This window comes from Amycolatopsis sp. NPDC114484 (assembly GCF_055633755.1).
Map to the genome: position 1 here is coordinate 46731 of NZ_JBVKDQ010000002.1, position 19618 is coordinate 66348.

At 70.5% G+C, this 19618-nt stretch carries 16 protein-coding genes and 1 pseudogene; 7 read left to right on the top strand and 10 right to left on the bottom strand.

Annotated elements, in window-relative coordinates; genetic code table 11:
• Positions 1-3: 3 nt before the first annotated feature.
• The 3 genes from ACZ7SW_RS06055 to ACZ7SW_RS06065 are packed head-to-tail and all read left to right on the top strand — an operon-like array spanning position 4 to position 3900.
• A complete protein-coding gene (locus tag ACZ7SW_RS06055; RefSeq protein WP_470229298.1) occupies positions 4-1692 on the top strand; it encodes an ABC transporter substrate-binding protein in 1689 nt (562 codons plus the stop codon).
• Positions 1693-1696: 4 nt separating this feature from the next.
• The gene (locus tag ACZ7SW_RS06060) at positions 1697-3322 is read left to right on the top strand and encodes an ABC transporter ATP-binding protein (protein WP_470229299.1); all 1626 of its coding nucleotides are present in this window, start codon (positions 1697-1699) and stop codon (positions 3320-3322) included.
• 53 nt (positions 3323-3375) lie between these two features.
• Complete coding sequence (locus ACZ7SW_RS06065; RefSeq protein WP_470229300.1) at positions 3376-3900, top strand: dihydrofolate reductase family protein; 525 nt, start codon at positions 3376-3378, stop codon at positions 3898-3900.
• Positions 3901-3903: 3 nt separating this feature from the next.
• Here the strand turns inward: ACZ7SW_RS06065 and pip are convergent, their stop codons facing one another.
• On the bottom strand, positions 3904-4848 hold the full coding sequence (pip, locus tag ACZ7SW_RS06070; protein ID WP_470229301.1) for a prolyl aminopeptidase: 945 nt from the start codon (positions 4846-4848) through the stop codon (positions 3904-3906).
• Between the two features lie 143 nt (positions 4849-4991).
• On the opposite strand from pip, the gene ACZ7SW_RS06075 reads away from it, so the two are divergent.
• Positions 4992-5657, top strand: coding sequence for a hypothetical protein (locus ACZ7SW_RS06075; RefSeq protein ID WP_470229302.1), 666 nt, complete (start codon positions 4992-4994; stop codon positions 5655-5657).
• Between the two features lie 58 nt (positions 5658-5715).
• The gene (locus ACZ7SW_RS06080) at positions 5716-6570 is read left to right on the top strand and encodes an SAM-dependent methyltransferase (protein ID WP_470229303.1); all 855 of its coding nucleotides are present in this window, start codon (positions 5716-5718) and stop codon (positions 6568-6570) included.
• 123 nt (positions 6571-6693) lie between these two features.
• On the opposite strand, the gene ACZ7SW_RS06085 is transcribed toward ACZ7SW_RS06080, so the two are convergent.
• From ACZ7SW_RS06085 to ACZ7SW_RS06110, 6 genes are all read right to left on the bottom strand, one after another.
• Positions 6694-8205 (bottom strand): APC family permease, encoded by a 1512-nt coding sequence (locus ACZ7SW_RS06085; protein ID WP_470229304.1) that lies wholly within the window; start codon positions 8203-8205, stop codon positions 6694-6696.
• Positions 8206-8239: 34 nt separating this feature from the next.
• On the bottom strand, positions 8240-9583 hold the full coding sequence (locus tag ACZ7SW_RS06090) for an MFS transporter (protein WP_470229305.1): 1344 nt from the start codon (positions 9581-9583) through the stop codon (positions 8240-8242).
• Positions 9584-9737: 154 nt separating this feature from the next.
• Positions 9738-11144, bottom strand: a complete 1407-nt coding sequence (locus tag ACZ7SW_RS06095; RefSeq protein ID WP_470229306.1) for an aspartate ammonia-lyase — start codon at positions 11142-11144, stop codon at positions 9738-9740.
• Positions 11145-11172: 28 nt separating this feature from the next.
• Entirely contained in the window at positions 11173-12297 is a 1125-nt protein-coding gene (locus tag ACZ7SW_RS06100; RefSeq protein ID WP_470229307.1) for a M20 family metallopeptidase, read from the bottom strand.
• On the bottom strand, positions 12297-12974 hold the full coding sequence (locus ACZ7SW_RS06105; RefSeq protein WP_470229308.1) for a DUF1028 domain-containing protein: 678 nt from the start codon (positions 12972-12974) through the stop codon (positions 12297-12299). The genes ACZ7SW_RS06100 and ACZ7SW_RS06105 overlap by 1 nt, the downstream gene beginning before the upstream one ends.
• A complete protein-coding gene (locus tag ACZ7SW_RS06110) occupies positions 12971-13393 on the bottom strand; it encodes a RidA family protein (protein WP_470229309.1) in 423 nt (140 codons plus the stop codon). The genes ACZ7SW_RS06105 and ACZ7SW_RS06110 overlap by 4 nt, the downstream gene beginning before the upstream one ends.
• Before the next feature lie 226 nt (positions 13394-13619).
• Between ACZ7SW_RS06110 and ACZ7SW_RS06115 the strand changes: the two genes are divergently transcribed.
• Positions 13620-14900 (top strand): flavin-containing monooxygenase, encoded by a 1281-nt coding sequence (locus ACZ7SW_RS06115; protein ID WP_470229310.1) that lies wholly within the window; start codon positions 13620-13622, stop codon positions 14898-14900.
• Positions 14901-15147: 247 nt separating this feature from the next.
• On the opposite strand, the gene ACZ7SW_RS06120 is transcribed toward ACZ7SW_RS06115, so the two are convergent.
• Complete coding sequence (locus ACZ7SW_RS06120) at positions 15148-16086, bottom strand: beta-ketoacyl-ACP synthase III (RefSeq protein ID WP_470229311.1); 939 nt, start codon at positions 16084-16086, stop codon at positions 15148-15150.
• Positions 16087-16149: 63 nt separating this feature from the next.
• Here ACZ7SW_RS06120 and ACZ7SW_RS06125 point away from each other — a divergent pair, with 63 nt between their 5' ends.
• Complete coding sequence (locus ACZ7SW_RS06125; protein ID WP_470229312.1) at positions 16150-16854, top strand: TetR/AcrR family transcriptional regulator; 705 nt, start codon at positions 16150-16152, stop codon at positions 16852-16854.
• Here ACZ7SW_RS06125 and ACZ7SW_RS06130 read toward each other — a convergent pair.
• The gene (locus ACZ7SW_RS06130) at positions 16750-17670 is read right to left on the bottom strand and encodes a LysR substrate-binding domain-containing protein (RefSeq protein WP_470229313.1); all 921 of its coding nucleotides are present in this window, start codon (positions 17668-17670) and stop codon (positions 16750-16752) included. The genes ACZ7SW_RS06125 and ACZ7SW_RS06130 overlap by 105 nt on opposite strands.
• Before the next feature lie 14 nt (positions 17671-17684).
• Positions 17685-19588: pseudogene (locus tag ACZ7SW_RS06135) on the bottom strand (primary-amine oxidase).
• Positions 19589-19618 lie beyond the last annotated feature (30 nt).

A 19618-nucleotide genomic window follows, 5' to 3' on the forward strand; every position in this document is an offset into this window, starting at 1 on the left:
ACCATGGATCGCAGGGACTTCCTGAAGGCGCTGGGCATCACCGCCACGGTCACCGGGGCAGGGGCGTTCCTCGCCGCGTGCAACGCGAACGAGCAGTCCGGCGGCGGGGGCGCGGTCGAGGTGGCGTCCGGCGGGACGCTCTACATCCTCAGCGACACCACGTCGCAGCACCTCGACCCGGCGAAGAGCCAGAACCTGGCGATCACCACGATCAGCCTGGTCCACCGGCGGCTCACCGCGTGGAAGACCGCCGCGGACGGCCCGGCCACCGTGGTCCCCGACCTCGCCACCGACACCGGCCGCGCCAGCGCGGACGGCAAGACCTGGACGTACACGCTCAAGGACGGCCTGAAGATGGCCGACGGCACGCCGATCACCAGCGCCGAGATCAAGTACGGCATCGAGCGGTCGTTCGACTCCGCGTTCTCCGGCGGCCTGAGCTACCACAAGAACCTGCTCGCCGGCGGCCCCGACTACAAAGGCCCGTTCAAGGGCGGCGAGCTGGCGTCGATCGAGACGCTGGACCCGAAGACCATCGTCTTCCACCTGGCCCGCCCGTACGGCGACTGGCCGTGGATCGCGAGCATGCCCGCGTTCGCCCCGGTGCCGAAGGGCAAGGGCACCGACGCGACCTACGACACGAAGCCGGTCGCGTCCGGCCCGTACCAGGTCGAGTCGTACCAGAAGGGCGTGCAGGTCAAGTTCGTCCGGAACCCGAACTGGGACGCCAAGACCGACCTCGCGCGCACCGGGCTGCCGGACGCGGTCGTGATCCAGATGGGCCAGGACACCGGCGTCGTCGCGAAGCGGCTGCTGGCCAGCCAGGGCAACGACGCGTTCGCGTTCGGCTCGTCGTTCGTGAACCCGGCGCAGCTGGCGCAGATCCGCACGAACCCGGCGGCGAAGAACCAGCTCGTCACGTCGAAGTCCGGTGCGCTGGCCTATCTCGCGCTGAACACCAGACGCGGCCCGCTGGCGAATCCCAAGGTGCGCCAGGCGTTCCAGTACGCCGTGGACAAGACCGCCTACCAGGTCGCGGCGGCGGGCAGCGCGGACCTGGCCGGTCCGATCGCCACGACGCTGATCACCGAGGGCATCGCCGGGCGCGAGGTGTACGACCTCTACCCGGCCCCGCCGAACGGCGACGTCGCGAAGGCGAAGCAGCTGCTCGCCGAGGCGGGCTTCCCGAACGGCATCGACAACCTCGACTTCCCGGTGTCGACGGCGAACAACGAAGCGGACAAGGCGCAGGCGATCCAGGCCGCGCTGCAGCGGGCGGGGATCCGCACGAAGCTGCGCCCGCTCGACGACGAGGCGTGGACCACGCTGGTCACCGGCAACGACGGCGACTACGACCTGACCCTGGGCTCGTGGCAGCCGGACTTCCCGAGCGCCAACGCCAACATCGAGCCGCTGTTCGGCACCTCGGAGATCGGCAACGGCGGCTACAACGAGGCGCGCTACTCGGTGCCCGAGGTGGACGCGCTGATCGCCGAGGCGCAGGGCACCGTCGACCCGGTCGCGGCCGGGAAGCTGTGGGCCAAGGCGGACAAGCGGATCATGCAGGACTCTCCGGTGATCCCGCTGATCTACACGCGCAACTCGTTCCTGCACGGCGCGAAGGTCGGCAATTTCGCGATCGGCGCGTTCCCGGCGTACCCGAACTACCTCCAGATGGGCCTGGCGAAGTAATCCCGTGTCCGAGCAGCTGCTTTCCCTGCGCGACGTCTCGATCCGGTTCGGTGGCGCCTCCGACGCCGTCGCTGTCCGAGAAGTCGCGTTCGAGGTGAACCCCGGCGAGGTCGTCGCCCTCGTCGGGGAATCCGGTTCCGGCAAGTCGGTCACCGCGCTGTCGCTGCTCGGCCTGCTGCCGGACACCGCGACGGTGACCGGTTCCGCGGTGCTCGACGGCCGCGATCTGTACACAGTGGACGGTCCGGCGCTGCGCGCGGTGCGAGGCGGCGAGATCGGCATGGTGTTCCAGGAGCCGATGAGCGCGCTGAACCCGGTGTTCCGGATCGGCACCCAGCTCGTGGACGCGGTCCGGGCGCACCGGAAGGTGTCCCGGCCGGCGGCGCGGGAGCGGGCCCGGGAGTTGCTGGAACTGGTCGAACTGGACGCTCGGCGGGTGCTGCGGGCTTACCCGCACGAGCTGTCCGGCGGGCAGCTGCAGCGGGTGGTCATCGCGATCGCGCTGATCCACGACCCTAAGCTGCTGATCGCGGACGAGCCGACCACCGCGCTGGACGTCACCGTGCAAGCCGGGATCCTGCAGCTGCTGCGGTCGCTGCGGGACCGGCTCGGCACGGCGATCCTGCTGGTGACGCACGATATGGGCGTGGTCGCGGACATCGCGGACCGGGTCGTGGTGCTGCGCGACGGCCAGGTGGTCGAGCAGAACACTGTGGCCGGGCTTTTCGCGGCACCGCAGGCCGATTACACGCGGGAACTGCTGGATTCGGTGCTGTCACTGGGTTCCGCGCCCGCGGGTGCGGTGCGGCCGACGTCGGCTCCGCTGGTTTCGGTGACGGATCTGGCGGTGACCTACCGGGTCGGCGGCGGCGCTCCGCCAGTGCGCGCGGTCGACGGCGTGTCCCTGACGATCGGGACCGACGAGGTGCTCGGCCTCGTCGGCGAATCCGGTTCGGGCAAGAGCACGATCTCGTCCGTGCTGACCGGTTTGGTCTCGCCGTCGGCGGGTGCCGTGCAGGTCGGCGGCGTGGACCTCGCGCGGGCGTCGGCCCGGCAGCGGCGGGAGGTCCGGCGGCAGATCGGGATCGTGTTCCAGAACCCGGCCTCCGCGCTCAACCCGCGCGCGACGATCGGCGCGAGCATCGCCGAACCGCTGGTGGTGCACGGCGAACGCGGCGAACACCGGGAGCGGGTCGCGGAACTGCTCGCCGCCGTGCGCTTGGATCCGAACTGGAGCGGCCGGTATCCGCACGAGCTGTCCGGCGGGCAGCGGCAACGCGTCGGGATCGCGCGGGCGCTGGCGCTGCGGCCGCGGCTGCTGATCGCGGACGAGCCGACGAGCGCGCTGGACGTCTCGGTGCAGGCCTCGGTGCTCGACTTGCTGGCGGACCTGCAGCGGGAGCTGGCGTTCGCGTGCCTGTTCATCAGCCACGACCTGGCCGTGGTGGAACGGGTCGCGGACCGGGTCGTCGTGCTGCACCACGGGAAGGTGGTCGAGGAGGGCCCGGTGGCATCCGTGCTGGGCTCGCCGCGGGAGGACTACACGCGACGGCTGGTCGCGGCGGCGCCGGTGGCGGACCCGGAACGGCAACGGGAACGCCGGGAGGCCTGGCGCGCGCTGTCCGGCTGACCGATGAGTTTCCGCCCTTCCGGGAGTCGGTACGGAAAACGGAAGGGACCGACATGGGAAAACTGCTGTACTCCGCCGCGATGTCGCTGGACGGGTTCATCGCCGGGCCGGGCGGGGACATGGGGTGGCTCGCGCCCTACACCGGGGACGCCTCGGCGGACGAGCTGGCCGCGGAGGTCGGCGCGCTGCTGGTCGGCCGCCGGACCTTCTCCGGCGACGACCCGTACCGCGGCACCGAGGGCGAGGGCAAGGCTTTCGGCGGCGGATGGGACGGGCCGCAGGTGGTGCTGACCCGGCAGGCCGCTCCGGCCGCGGTGCCCGGGGTGACGTTTTGTTCCTCTCTCGAGGAGGGCGTCGCGGCGGCCCGGGCGGCAGCGGGGGAGAAGACGGTGAATGTGCTGGGCGCTTCGGTCGGGCGGGCTTGCGTGGACGCCGGGCTGCTGGACGAGGTCGCGGTGATGGTGATGCCGGTGCTGCTCGGCGGCGGGGTGCGGCTGTTCGAGCGGCCGGGCCCGCCGGTGCGGTTGGAGTTGCTGGCGCAGGAGGCGACGAGTCTTCGGTATCGCGTGTCGCGCTGAGTCTCAGCGGTCCTCGAACCGGGTGATCGCTTCCAGCACCGCCGTCCCCATCGACGGGCTGCCGGTGTGCCCCGCGTCGTCGATCACGACCAGTTCGGCATCCGGCCAAGCCTGGGCCAGCTGCCACGCCTTCCGCAGCGGCGCGCTCAGGTCGGCGCGGCCGTGGATCAGCACCGCCGGGATGCCGTGCAGCAGACCGATGTCGCGCAGCAGCTGGTCGTCCTCGAGCCACGCGTGGTGGCCGTAGTAGTGCGCGCAGAGGCGGGCGAGCGTGATCAGCTCGTCGTCCGTGCCCTCGCTGAACTGACCGGTGCGGCCGCCGACCCACTCGTGCGAGATCACCGCGTCTTCCCACGCGCACCAGTCGCGCGCGGCGCGGAGCTGCACGGCGCGGTCCGGGCTCGCGAGCAGCTGCGAATACCCGGCGAGGAGGTCGCCGTCCGGATCGGGCGCGCCCGCGCGGAACGCTTCCCACTGCGCGGGCAGCAGCCGCCGGAGGCCGCGGTAGAGCCAGTCGATCTCGTCCGGCGAAGAGGTGAAGGCGGCGACCAGCAGGACGCCGCTGACTCGTTCCGGATGCCGCTGCGCGTAGGCCAGCGCGAGGGTCGCGCCCCAGGAACCGCCGTACAGCAGCCATTTTTCGACGCCGAGGTGGACGCGCAGCTTCTCCATGTCGGCGATCAGGTGCTCGGTGGTCTGGTGCGCCAGGCTCACCGCCGGGTCCGCGACGCTCGGCGTGCTCCGTCCGCAGCCGCGCTGGTCGAACCCCACGACGCGGAATTTCGCCGGGTCGAAGCCGGTGCGGCCGAAGTCGCTGCCGCCTCCGCCGGGCCCGCCGTGCACGCACAGGACCGGCTTGCCCGTGCCGCTCGCGTCCCAGTAGATCTGCTGCCCGTCGCCTGCGTCGAGCATGCCGGCGGCGTCGGTTCCGACCGAAAACGGCCGCATCGCGGGCCTCCTCCCCGTGATCGAAGCCCGTCGAGCGTACTGGATCACGCCCGAGGCGGGTTTACAGCGCGGACCGGGGGTCCCTAGGATCTGCGGCGCCGGAAGCGCCGCGGACGCGCGGCCCCGGCGGGGTGGAGGTCTGGATGGGGAACCCGGAGTCCGGCAGCGACCTCGAGTCGGTCGCGAATCTCGTGCGGCTGTCCGAGACGGCGCCGATGCCCCGGATCGACGGCAGCGAACCCCCGCCGCTCGTGCGTCCCCGGGCCGGCAGCGGCGACGAGGCGACCTCGGCGTTCGGCGGTGTCCTCGACGCTTCGACCGGCTCGCCGACCGAACAGCTCGCCAAACGCGGCCCGCTGCCCGCCGCGGATCCGCCCGCCCAGACCGCGCCGCCGGCCGAGCGGCGGCACGCGCGATACGGCGTCTTCGCCGGTGCGGCGGTGGTGCTGTGCGCGGGGCTCGGCTCGTGGGCGCTGTGGCCGTCGGCGACCGGCGAGACCGGCCCGCAGCCGGTGCAGCCGCCGCCCGCTCCGGCCCACACGACTTCGTCGGCTCCGCCCGCGGTGAGCACGCTCAGCGCGTCCCCGGCCCCGGCCAGCGGCGAGGTGCGCGACACGATCGTCCGGGCCAGCAGCCGTCCCGCGACGACCTCGCCGCCGCCGCGCGCCCAGCCGACGCAGAACCCGCAGCAGGACGGCGGAAACCCGTCGCACGACTCGATGGAAGACGCGTTCCGTTCGGCGGTCAGCTCGTACATGAAGCAATGGGGTGACGACGGCGACGCTCAGCCGCGCCGCTGGCACGGCTGAGCGGCGGCGGTACTACTCTGAGTAGGTCACTGCCGACCGACCGCTCCGCGAGGTGTCCATGACCGGCTCGTCGTCCCCGTTGTCGCCCAGCCAGGTGCCGGTGGGGGTGGACCCGAACCGCCCGAGCATCGCGCGGATCTACGACGGGTTCCTCGGCGGGAGCCACCACTACGAGGTGGACCGCGCGGTGATGGAGAAGATCAGCACGGCGGTCCCCGAGGCGGTGCACATCGCCCGCGGCAACCGCGGCTTCCACAACCGCGTGCTGCGGATGCTGGCGAGCCAGACCGACATCCGGCAGTTCCTCGACTGCGGTTCCGGTTTGCCGACCGCCGAGAACACCCACCAGATCGTGCAGCGCTACCACCGCGACGCGCACGTGGTGTACGTCGACAACGACCCGGTGGTGCTCGCGCACGGCCGCGCGCTGCTGGAGGACAACGACTTCACGCACATGGTCGAGGCCGACATCTTCGAGCCTCAGGCCGTGCTGCAGAACGACACGGTGCGCGAATACCTCGACTTCTCGGAGCCCATCGCGCTGCTGCACATCGGCACGATGCACCACTACGAGGGCGACGGCGCGGTCGACGTGATGCGCGAGTACATCGACGCCCTCGCGCCCGGTTCGTATGTCGCGATGGCGCACTTCTACGACCCCGAGGTGCCGGAGCTGACCGCGGTCGCGAAGCGGATCGAGGAGATCCTCGTGTCCGGACCGCTCGGCGCGGGCCGGTTCCGGACCCGTGCGGAGATCGAGGCGATGCTGCCCGGTCTGGAGCTGCTGCCGCCGAGCCGGACGGACGGCCCTGGTCTGTCGGTCGCGGACGAGTGGTGGCAGGACGGCCCGAGGCTGAAACCGCTGAGCGACGCGGCCCGGTGTGTCGCGGGTGTGGTGGGGCGGAAGGTCTGATCCGCTAGGTCGATGGCGGGGTTTCCGCGACTGGCGTGGGTGGTGTGCGGGCGGTGGGGTAGCCGACGAACCCGGTCGGCGCGTGCTGGTTCCCGTGCGCCGGGCCGGATCCGTGGGCGGGTTTCAGGTCTGGGCGGATTCGCCGTCCACCAGTGTTGTCGCAGCCGGTTGCGGAACCTCCGCGATCGGCGCGGGCTGCCCGCGAGCGATCAGATACCCGACCAACCCGAACCCGATCAGCACCGCCAGCGTCCCGGCCGTGAACAGTTCGAAGGTCAACCGCGAGACGCCCCACGTCGCCACGAAGTCGTACGGCACCCCGAGCGCCCGGTCGAGCACTCCCGGCACCACCGTCTGCCACGCGCCGAGCAGGATCCACGCGTAGATCAGCACCGAGCTGACCCACAGCCCGACCTTTCCGCCCGGCACCCGGAACGGGCGGTCGACCGCCGGGTATTTGCGCCGCAGCACCAGGATTGTCGGGAAGATCAGCAGATACGACAGCAGCAGCGTGCTCACCGCGATGTTGAGCACGACCGCGAACACCGCCGACGCCGAACTGCTCTGCACGATCGTCGCCACCACCGTGAACACCGTCGCGACGACGCCGGAAAGCAGGTTGACCCGCAGCGGCGTGTTCAGCTTCGGATGGAACGCGCCGAACCATCGCGGAAACGCGCCGTCGACGGCGGCCATCGCCTGGATGCGGTCCGAGGCGATCATCCACGAGCAGCCCTGGTTCAGCAGGACGAAGACGAACACCACAGCGGTGAGCGTCAGCATCGTGCCCGAAGCGCCGCCGTACACGGAGAACACCTGGCGCACGGCGTCGAGGAAACCGCCGAGTCCGTTGATCTTGTCCGCGGGCATCACCAGCACGATGCCGAGCACCGGCACCAGATAGCACAACGCCGACACCAGTCCGGAGACGCCGACGGTGACCGGGACGTCGCGCCGCGGGTTGTGCATCTCCTCGGCGGCCCCGTTGGGGGCTTCGAAGCCGACGAGGGCGAACATCAGAACCGGGACCACCGCGAGGAATCCGCCGAGAGTCGGGGAGAAGGCCAGCGAACCGTGGACGCCGTGCCGGGCCGCGTAGATCGCCGCGGTGACCGCGAAGAGCACCACGAGTCCGACCTTCAGCAGCGCCCCGGCGGCGATGAACCACTTCCCGTACCGCAGGCTCACCACCGCGCCGAGGATCGCCAGCCAGATGAAGACGAGCTTGAACGCGTAGTCCGCGAACCCGCCCGGCGAGGCGGGAACCAGGTACTGCTGCCAGGTCGCCGCCGCGAGGAAGGTGATCGATCCGCCCAGCCACACCGGGTTGGTGATCCAGTACAGCAGCGTGCCGAGCGCGGCGGGCAGCTTCCCGAACGCGAGCCGCAGCCAGACGAACGGCCCGCCCTCCGCCGGGAACGCGCTGCCCAGTTCGGCCATGACCAGCCCGTACGGGAACAGGAACAGCACGAGGAGCACGGCGGTCCAGGTGACCGCCTCCGCCCCGGAGGTCGCGATCTGGCCGATGGTGTCCACCGAGATGATGGCCGCGATCGCGAGGAAGATCGAGTCGATCCGGCGCAGATTCCGGCGCAGGTTCCCGGATTCGCTGTTGACGAAGGTGGGTTCGGACACGCTTCACCGCCTTTGGTGAATCGAGAGGGAGGAGTCAGGCTTCGGTGTTCTCCAGGTCTTCCTTGTGCAGCAACGGAGTTCCGACGGTCTCGCGCATCGAGAACGCGGCGAGGAGACCGACGGCGGCCGCGACCATCAGGTACGGCCCGGGCACGAGAGTGCTGCCGGTGGCGGAAATCAGGACAGTCATCAGGTACGGCACGGTCCCGGCGAACAGCGCGGCGGTGATGTTGTACGCGATCGAGAGGCCGCTTTGGCGGGTGCGCGTCGGGAAGATTTCCGCGGACCACACCGCGTAAGTGCCGAGAATCGCCGCCAGGATGGCGCCGAGCGCGAGCCCGCCGATCCAGGTGCCGGCGAGGCCGGTGCGCATCAGCAGATACGCGGGGGTGGCGAGGACGAAGAGCGCGACGCCCGCGCCGATCAGGACGGGCCGACGGCCGACGCGGTCGGAAAGCCGGCCGAAGAAGGGCACGAGGAACAGCCCGACGAGCGAGATCACTGTGGACAGTGCGGCCGCGCTGCCGGACGAGTGGCCGAGGTAGTCGGTCTCGTAGGTGACCAGATACGTGAGCACGGCGTAGAACGGCACGTGCATCATGGTCATCAGCCCGGCCGCCTGGAGAAGCTGCTTCTTGTTGTGGCGGAACAGTTCCCGGACCGGGCTGCGCGGCACGTTGTCGGTCGCTTCGAGGGCGCGGTACTCGGGGGTGTCCTCGATCTTGCCGCGGATGACGAACCCGATGATGCCGAGCGGCGCGGCGATCAGGAACGGGACGCGCCAGCCCCACGACGCGAGCTGCGCGTCCGTCAGGCCGATCGACAGCAGCAGGAACACGAACGAACCGGCGAGGAAGCCCAGCAGCGAGCCGACTTCCAGCCAGCTGACGCCGAACCCGCGGCGCCGGCGCGGCGCGTACTCGGCCAGGAAGCTCGCCGCGCTGCCGAATTCGCCGCCCGCCGCGAGGCCCTGCAGCAGGCGCAGCGCCACGAGCAGGATCGGGGCCGCGATGCCGATCGTCGAGTAGCCCGGCAGCAGGCCGATCACCAGGGTCGCGCCGGACATCACGAAGATGACCACCGACAGCGTGCGCTTGCGGCCGATCTTGTCGCCCAGCGGCCCGAAGATCAGCGCGCCGACCGGCCGGATCCCGAACGACACCGCGAAGACGCCGAACACCGCGAGCAGCCCGGCGGTGGAATTGCCCGCCGGGAAGAACACTGACGCGATGGTGCCGGCGAGGTAGGCGTAGGCGGCCCAGTCGAACCAGTGCACGAAGACGCCGACCGCGCCGGCCGCGACACTGCGGCGCAGCGTGGCGGGATCGGCGCTCTGGTCGGCCAGGTCTGGCGCCGGAGAGGCGTCGGATGCGGTCATGAATGGCCTCCTTGGACCGGTTCTCCGGGAGGACGCTAAGAGCGGCCCACGGCATCTAACAAGAAGTAATAAGCAAAGCAATGCATCTGTTCGTGTTATGCAGAGGCGCTGAGCTGTGCCGACACGAGGGTCTGACGGCGGTGAAACACAGCGTTCACGTGCGGGAGGGCCCGCCGGTGAGGGCCTGCGGGGTGGTGAGCGCGCCGACCTGGTCGTCGGTCAGCAGCCGTCGTTCCCGCACCAGTTCCAGCGCCGGACGGCCGGTCTGGTGCGCTTCCAGCGCGAGCGTGCAGGCGGTTTCGTAGCCGAGTGCCGGGCTGAGCGCCGTGACCAGCCCGGTCGAGGTGGCGACGAGGTCGGCGAGGTGTTCTCTGCGGGCGGTGATGCCGCGTACGCATTGTTCGGCGAGCACGCGGGCACCGGCTGTCAGGTGGTCGAGACCGGCGGTCAGGGCCCGCGCGATGATCGGCTCGAAGGCATTGAGCTGCAGCTGCCCGCCCTCGGCCGCGAGCGTGATCGTGACGTCGTGACCGATGATCTCGAAGGCGATCTGGTTGACCGCCTCCGGGACGACGGGGTTGACCTTGCCCGGCATGATCGACGACCCGGCCTGCCGGGCGGGCAGCGCGATCTCGCCGAAGCCGGCCTGCGGCCCGGACGAGAGCAACCGGAGATCGTTGCAGATCTTGGACAATTTGACCGCCACGCGTTTCAGCACGCCGGACAGCTGCACGAACACCCCGACGTCCTGGGTCGCCTCGACGAGGTCGGGCGCGGAGACCAGGGTCGCGATCCCGGTCAGCTCTCGCAAGTGCGCGACAGCCCGCTCCCGGTACCCAGGACGCGCGTTGAGTCCCGTCCCGATCGCCGTTCCGCCGAGATTCAGTTCGTGCAGCAGCAGCCGGGCTTCGGCGAGCCGCTGCTCGTCCTCGCCGAGCGTGGCGGCGAACGCGCCGAACTCCTGGCCGAGGGTCATCGGGACGGCGTCCTGCAGCTGGGTGCGGCCCATTTTGAGGACGTCGGCGAACTCGATCGCCTTGTCCGCGAACGCTTCCCGCAGTCCGGCGAGCGCGGCGAGCAGTTCGGCGAGATGCCGGTCGAGCGCGAGTTTGACCGCGGTGGGGTAGACGTCGTTGGTGCTCTGGCCGAGGTTGACGTGGTCGAGCGGGTGCAGTCGCGCGTAGTCGCCGCGGGCGTGGCCGAGCAGTTCCAGGGCGCGATTGGCGATGACCTCGTTGGCGTTCATGTTCGTCGAGGTCCCGGCACCGCCCTGGATGAGGTCGACGACGAACTGGTCGTGCAGGCGGCCGTCGCGGATCTCGGCGCAGGCCTGGACGATCGCGGCGGTCCGTTCGGGATCGAGGGCGCCGACTTCCGCGTTGGCACGCGCGGCGGCCTCCTTGACGGTGGCGAGCGCGGCGACGAGGTGCGGCCGGTCGGCGAGGGTTTCGCCGGTGATGGGGAAGTTGACCAGCGCGCGGGCGGTGTGCGCGCCGTAGTAGACGTCGGCGGGCACGGTGACCTCGCCGAGCATGTCGTGCTCGGAGCGGGTGCGGGACATCGGTGTCCTTCCCGGGGCGGAGGGGATTTCAGGAGGCTCGGTCGACGCCGGTCCACGCCAGCGCGGTGGCGCCGTCGAGCAGGGCCCGTTCCGCGGTGCCGCCGACGCAGTGCGCGGCGAATTCGCGCTGGTGGTTGATCGCGGGCAGCGACCCGATGCCGAGGTAGGGGTGGATAGCGGGCACGACCTGCGAGACGTTGCCCATGTCGGTGGACGCGCGGTTCATCCGGGACGCTGTGCCGCCCGTGGCGAACTCGCGGCCGAGTTCGAGGGCATTGGCGCGGTAGGCGGCCAAAGCCTGTTCGTCGGCGCGGAATTCGGCGTAGGGCTTGCTTTCCGGCTCCACGCTCAGCTCGCAGCCGGTGGCCAGCGCGCCGGCCTCGAAAGCCCGCATGACGCGTGGCTCCAATTCGGACAGTTCCGCCAACGTCTCGGCGCGCACGTACCATCTGCCGGACGCGTGTTCGGGGATCGCGTTGGGGGCGTCCCCGGCGTGCGTCACGATGCCGTGCACCCGCGCCGATGCCGGAAGTTGTTGCCGCAGAAGGCCGATCGCGACCTGCGCGACGGTGAACGCGTCGGCCGCGTTGACCCCGGCTTCGGGATAAGCGGCGGCGTGCGCGGACTTGCCGGTGTAGGAGATCTTCGAGTGGCTGACGGCGAACGGCCGCGCTTCGGCGACGTCCACCGGTGCCGGATGCACCATCATCGCGAGGTCCACGCCAGCGAAAGCGCCGCGTTCCAGCAGCTCGATCTTCCCGCCGCCGCCCTCCTCCGCCGGAGTGCCGTAGACCTCGACGGTCACGCCGATCTCGTCGGCGACCGCGGCGAGCCCCAAAGCGGCACCGATGGAGCTGGCCGCGATGAGGTTGTGCCCGCACGCGTGGCCGAGACCGGGCAGCGCGTCGTACTCGGCGCACAGCGCGATCCGCCGGGGACCGGAGCCGAAGCTGGCGTGGAACGCGGTGTCCAGGCCGAGGTACTTCGACGTGACGGCGAACCCGGCCCGGTCGAGCAGCCCCGGGACCGCCGCGGCCGCGCGATGCTCTTCCCACGCGGTCTCCGGGTCGGCGTGCAGCCGCTCGGACAGCTGGATCAGCTCGTCGGCGTGCCGGTCGACCACGGCGCGGGCGGCCGCTTTGGGAGTGGCCATCACTCGTCTCCCGGCACGCCGTAGGACGGCGCGGCGGCGGGGTTCAGGCCGCGGGTGACGTAGTCGTCGCGCTGGGGGAGCCAGACGTCGACGAGGTCGGCGAGCTGCTCGATCGGTTCGTCGGCCCAGTCCACGCGCAGATCCGTGACCGGCCAGTCCGCAGTGGACACCACGACGAGCCCGGCGGACCGCACCGGGCCCTCCTCGCCGCCGGCCGCGAGCCCGGCCCGCATCGCCGCGACGAGGCGCTGTTCCAGTTCGCCGGTCGCCTCGGTGAAAGCGTCCACCATGGACTGCGGAATGTGGTCGCCAGCCAGCATGTTGCCCGCCACGACCACGCCGTCCGCCGTCGCCGACGCGTGCGTGCCCAGAGTTTTCGAACCGCTGTAAGCGAAACCGGGCCCGGTGCGGCCGAGCACGGTCAGCTGCCGGTACTCGATGTGGTCCGCTGCCGACGTGACCTCGGTGAGCGCCTTCTCCGGATCCCCGTGTTCGGCGAGCCGGTCCAGCAGCCGTCCGCCGAGGCGAGGGTCGGTGATGTTCTGCGAGGCCGCCGCGCCGAGACCCGGACGCAGGTGGGCGACGCGGGCGACGACCGCCGGGCTGGACGAGCTGGCCGCGATGCCGAACCGGGCAGTGCCGCCGGAAGTGTCGCGGGCGACGATCGAAAAGGTCACTTCTCCTCCTCCGGGATCACCGCGATGGCGTCGATCTCGCAGAGCCATTCCGGCCGGGCGAGCGCCGACACGACCACGCCGGTCGAGATCGGGTGCACGCCCTTGGTCCAGCGTCCGACGGTGCGGTAGACGGCCTCGCGGTAGCGCGGGTCGACCAGGTAGATCGTGAGCTTGACCAGGTGTTCCATCCGGCTGCCGGATTCTTCCAGCAGCATGTTGATGTTCGCCATCGCCTGTTCGGCCTGCGCGGCGACGTCGCCGATCCCGACCGATTCGCTCGTGTCGAGGTCCTGCCCGATCTGGCCGCGGACGTAGACCGTGCCGTTGGCGACGACGGCCTGGCAGAGGTCGTTGTCGAGGTTCTGCTCCGGGTAGGTGTCCCGCGTGTTGAACGGGCGGATGCGACGGTGGACAGTCACTGCGTGGCCTTCCCTGCGGCGGTCGTCGGACGCCTCAGCCTGACCGCGCGGCCGAGGTTCTGTCCAGTAGATCTTTCCGGACCAATGCATCGGTTCCGCTGATGTATTCTGCATCGGGAAAACAGATCTTGAGCGCCGGAAACATCTGTTGGACACGGGCAGGGCGGGCCGTGAGGATCCGGGGAGACGGCGCTGAACCGCGCTGGAGCCGGAGCGGAGGTCTGGGATGTCGAGCGAACAGGTGGAGGCCCTCGTCGTGGGCGGGGGACAGGCCGGCCTGGCGATGAGCGAGCACCTGAGCGAGTGCGGCGTGCCGCATCTCGTCCTGGAACGGAACCGGATCGCCGAACGCTGGCGCTCGGAACGGTGGGACTCGCTCGTCGCGAACGGCCCGGCGTGGCACGACCGGTTCCCCGGCTTGGAATTCCCCGACGTGGCTCCCGGCGAATTCGCGTCGAAGGATCAGGTCGCGGACTATTTCGAGGCTTACGCGGAAAAGATCGCCGCGCCGGTCCGCACCGGAGTCGAGGTGACGTCCGTGCGGCGGCACGAGGGCAGGCCCGGGTTCCGCGTCGAGACCTCGGAAGGAACCGTCGACGCCCGGTTCGTCATCGCCGCGACCGGCCCGTTCCAGCGCCCGGTGATCCCGCCGATCGTGCCCGCCGGCGCCGGTCCGGTGCAGCTGCACTCCAGCGGCTACCGGAACCCGGAACAGCTCCCCGAAGGCGCGGTGCTGGTGGTCGGCGCGGGCTCGTCAGGCGTGCAGATCGCCGAGGAACTCCGCCGCGCGGGACGCGAGGTGTACCTGTCGGTCGGGCCGCACGACCGTCCGCCGCGCAGCTACCGCGACCGGGATTTCTGCTGGTGGCTCGGCGTTCTGGGCAAGTGGGACGCCGAGACGCCGCCCGCCGGAGCGGAACACGTGACCATCGCGGTCAGCGGCGCGCGCGGCGGGCACACCGTGGACTTCCGAGCGCTGGCCGGGCTCGGCATCACGCTCGTGGGCATGACCGGCGCGTACGCCGACGGCAAGCTCAGCTTCGCCACAGACCTGGCGAAGAACATCGCCGCGGGCGACGAGAATTACCTTGCCCTGCTTGACGAAGCCGACGCCTACGCGGCTCGCAACGGGCTCGACCTGCCCGAGGAACCGTCCGCCCGCGAGCTGGGCCCGGACCCGGCGTGCGTCACGGATCCGGTGCTGGAGCTGGACTTGGGCGCGGCCGGAGTGACCTCGATCGTCTGGGCGACCGGGTTCGCGGTCGACTACAGCTGGCTGCAGGTCGACGCCTTCGACGAGAACGGACGGCCGAAGCACCGCCGCGGCGTGTCCGTGGAGCCGGGCGTGTACTTCATCGGGCTGCCGTGGCTGGCTCGGCGTGGATCGAGCTTTATCTGGGGAGTGTGGCACGACGCGAAGTTCGTGGCCGACCACGTCGCGATTCAGCGCGGGTATCAGAGCCAATCCGAGACCTCGGACAGCCAGCGTTCCGGAGCCCGGGAATGAATCCGGTGCCCGACGCCGACCGGCACCGTTTTCGCCTCCGGTAACGCCTGTTCGAGCAAGGCGTACCCGGATTGGTCGAGAGGCAATCCGGCGGCGCGTCGTCGGCGTCGCGCGGGGGCACCAGCGCCTCTTCGAGCACCAGGCGCTCGATTAGGACCGGAGCCGTTCGGTGCCGCGGATGCCGGGGTGCGCAGCGGATCCCACGTCGCCGGGCTGCCCGCGGCGGCGTGCAGGCAGACCAGGTCTTTCATGGACAGGCCACGACCTGGCCTGCCCACGAGAGCCCGCCGCCGAACGCGAAGAGCAGCACCGGTTCACCCGCCGGAAGTTCGCCGCGCGAGACCATTGTGGACAGTGCGAGCGGGACGGACGCCGCCGACGTGTTTCCCGAATCGACCACGTCCCGGCCGATCACCACGTCCTCGCGCAGATCGAGACGGCCGGTCAGCGCCTCGATGATGCGCAGGTTGGCCTGGTGGGTGACGACTCCGGCGAGGTCGGTGGTGGCGATGCCCGCGCGACGGCAGGCTTCCGCCGCGACGGCGGGCAGTTCCTGCGTGGCCCAGCGGAACACGGCCTGGCCGTCCTGAGCGAACGCGGGCTGCCATTCGTCCACGAGCCGGACCAGGTTCCTGCGTGTCGGGTCGGAGCCCCAGACCACCGGTCCGACCGCCGCGGTGTCCGCCGAGCTGAGGATGGCCGCGCCCGCGCCGTCGCCGAGCAGGACGCAGGTGCTGCGGTCGGTCCAGTCGGTGACGTCCGACATCTTCTCCGCGCCGACGACCAGCGCGTGCCGGGCGGCTCCGGCCTGGACCGCGTGGTCGGCGGTGGCCAGCGCGGTGCAGAAGCCGGCACAGCCGTTGTTGAGGTCGAAACAGACCGGGGCCGGGATGCCCAGGCGGCCCGCGACCTGGGCGGCGATCGACGGGCAGCGGTCCATCGCGCTGCACGTGGCGACGGTGACCAGGCCGATGTCGCCCGGTTCGAGACCGGCCGCGGCCAGCGCCTTCGCCGCGGCCTCGGTGGCCAGATCGGCGACCGAGCCGTCCGCGAGGTGCCGCGTGGCGATGCCGGTGCGGCGGCGGATCCACTCGTCGGTCGTGTCGACCATGCCTTCCAGGTCGGTGTTGGTCAGCACGCGGGCGGGCCGGTGGTGGCCGAGCGCGGTGATGCGGGAGCCGGGCATCTGTCCCTCCTCAGGGTCTGGTCGCACTATAGCGACCGATCGTTCGTAATCTATAGTGAGCGCATGAGTCCTCGGAAGTCGGCGGCCGAGTCCCGCCACACCCGGCAGCGCATCCTCGACGCCGGCCTGGTGATCGCCTCCGCGGAGGGCCTGGAAGGGCTCACCATCGGGCGGCTCGCTGCCGAACTGGGGATGAGCAAGGCAGGCGTGATCGGGCATTTCGGCACCAAGGAGAGCCTCCAGTTGGCCGTCATCGAGGCGGCCGCCGAGCTGTTCGTCTGCGAGGTGCCCGAACAGGCCCGCGGCGTGCCGCGCGGCCTGCCGTATCTCCGCGCGGCCTGCGAGGCGTGGATCTCCTACCTGGAACGCGAACTACTGCCCGGCGGCTGCTTCTTCACCGCGGCCGCGGCGGAGTTCGACGGCCGGGACGGACCGGTGCGCGATGCCGTCGTCAGGGTGAGCGAGCTCTGGCAGCGGGAGCTGCGCGTGAACATCTGGCGTGCGGTGAGCCTGGAAGAGCTGCCCGCGGACACAGACCTCGACCAGTTGCTCTACGAGATCGTCGCGATCATGCTGGCGCTCAACCATTTCCTGCAGCTGCACGGCGACCGCCAGGCCCCGGCCCGCGCGCGCCGTGCGCTGGAGCGGCTGTTCGACGCCGGATCAAACTCCCGGGGCGGAGTACAGCACGCGGCACAGCTCCCGGAACTCCTGCGCCCGGCGGGTAAGCCGGACCCCGCGCATGGTCGCGAGCACGATCTCCAGTGACGGAACATCGTCAGTCAGCGCGAGCGGCACAACGCTCGCGCCCGCGTAAGTCGTGTCGTCCGGCGGACGCTGGTTGAGCAACGCGAAACCGTGCCCGGAAGCCACCAGTGCCCGCACGGTCTCGTACCCGCTGGTCCGATGCCGGACCCGAGGCGCCACCCCGGCGTCGCTCAGGATCGACTGCAGGTACTCCCGGCTGTGCGGCAGATCGAGCAGCACCATCGGCTCCTCGGCCAGCTCCCGCAGCGACACCTTGCGGCTCTTCCGCCGAGCGAGCCGGTGCTCCTCGGACACGAGTGCGTACGGCGCGGCAGTGCCGACCACCTCGCGGTCGATGTCGTCGTCGAGGTCGTAGCCGTACAGCATCGCCAGCTCGGTCTCGCCAGCCCGCAAAGCGCTCTTGAGCGCCTTGTGCTCGCCCTCGCGCAGGGAAACGTGCACGCGCGGATGCCGGGCTTCGAACTCGGCCAGCAGACTCGGCAGGCGGAACGGCGCGAGCGTGGTGAAGCAGCCGACGGTGAGCGTGCCGACCAGATCGGTGCCGGACTGCCGCGCCGTCTCGACCAGTTCCGCGCCGTGCGCCAGGAAATCCAGCACCCGCTTGTAGAACTCCTCGCCGGCGGTGGTCAGGCTGAGCCCGCGAGCGTGGTGGCGCAGCAGGAACTGCACGCCCATTTCCTTCTCCAGCTGAGCGATCGCCGTCGACACCGCCGACTGCGACACCATCAGCTCCTTCGACGCGGCAGTCATGCTCAAGTGCCGCGCCGCCGCCTCGAAATAGCGCAGCTGCACGAGGGTGAAGGAAGGCTCGCTCATGCCGACATCCTGCCTCAGCGGCAGCAATCCGGATGCTGCGGTTTCGGCGCGGGCGTGTCCAGCGCCGGGTTGGCGTCGAAGAATCCGCTGGGTTTGAGCGTGAAGCCGGTGTGGTCGACAGGCATGATCGGCCAGTCCTCGGTGCGCGGGTAGTGGGTGAGGCCGAAGGTGTGCCATACGACGAGGTCGGCGCCGTCGAGGTCGCGGTCGGCCTGGATCCAGGTGTCGATGCCGGTCTTGCCGTCGTTCTGGTTGACGTACTCGCCCGCCGGGAAGCGCTCGTCTTCGGCGTACGCGGTGACCCACAGGTGCTTGCGGGTGAAGGCGGCGCGGCGGGCGATGGACGACGCGTCATCGGCCAGCAGCGGCGGCAGGCCCTCCGGGTGCAGCGTGTAACCGACGGGTTTGCCGAGCGCGTTGCGCGACTCCGGATTGCTGATCCGCCAGGTGCGGCCGAGGTTGCCGTCGGCGAGCCGGGCAGCGTCCGATTCCTTGGCCAGCCTGGTGATCTTGCGGGTGAAGGCGTTGCCGTACGGGTTGTCCGGGCCGATCGGGACGCGCTGCGCGTCGATCTCGTCGACGGCGTTCGAGAGGCCGTCGACCATCATGTCCAGCCGGGCGGAGAACAGGTGCTGATGGAACGGCGCGCCGACGCCGGGTGCGATTTCGGCGGCCCACGGATACTCCGGGTCGTCCGCCGGGAACGCCGAGGCGAAGACGATGCCGGTGGCCTTGCACTCGAGTTCGATGGTGCCGTCGAGGTAGAGATACCAGTAGAAGCCGTAGTCGTAATTGCCGACCGTCACGAAGAACGAGATGACCAGCCGCCGTTGCCGACGGGTCGAGACACTGCCGTTGTAGTGGTCAGTGTGCTTCACAGCACGCCAGCGTCTTCTTCGTGCATGCAGATCGCGTTCGCGATGGTGTGCGGCTGGCCGTCGTCGTCGTGCAGGACAGCGTCGAAATAGCGGATCTCGCCGAGGCAGTCGCAGCCCAGCGTCAGCGAGTTGGCTTCCTTGCCCAGCGAGTACTCGCCAGCGTCGAAGTAGTTCTGCCAGAACCGCACTGGGCTCGGATCGCCGTAAGGGACGACCATCTCGGCGACCGAGGCGCGGTAGACCACCGGACGCAGCCGTTCTCCGTCCTGGAAGCCGATTTGGTGCAGGGTAAGGCCTTCGACCGCGTTGAAACCGATCCGGAACTGCCACTTCTCCCACGTGACGACATCGCCGTCGACGGCGAAGCTCGGGCCCTCGGGCTGGGTGATCACGATGGGCTTCTGCGTGTCGCGCGCCGGGCCGTCGAGGTGGTAGTCGTAGGCGGTGCGCGGGATGTCGGCCGGGCCCTCGTCGATGAGGTCGTGCACGCGGCCGGCGATCAGGTCGACGTAGGCCACGACGCCGTCGATCGGGTGCGCCCAGAGGTTGTCGTCCTTGTTCAGTTGCAGGAAGGCGAGGCAGCGCACGAGCCGGAGCCCGGTTTCGCCGGGGATGTCGAAGCATCCGGCGCTCAGCGCGGAGATCCGGACCGAACGCGGTTCGGCGACGCCGCGGCGGCGCATCGCCGCGTTCCACGCCTCGTCCTCCCAGAGGATCTTCTCGACCAGGTCGAACTCCTCGTGCAGGATCGGCGGCTGCCCCTCGGCCACGACGTCCACCGCCCGATCGGCCACGACCTCCCCGCTGGTCAGCGACACGACCGCCTCGCGCACCGCACCGGTCCGCCGGTCCAGGAGCAGCGAGCGGACCCGGCGGTCCACCGGGTCGCCCGGCCGCCAGGCGAGCACGGCCGCCTTCGCCGGTTCGAGCAGCGAGACGAGCGCGAACCGGGTGCTCTCGGTCGCGATCCCGGCCTCGGCCAGCAGCGCGCGGTTGCGAGCGACCTCGTCTTCGGTCAGGCGCGTGAGGGGGTGGGCCATGCGCGTCTCCTCGTTCTTTGCGGTCTGTCG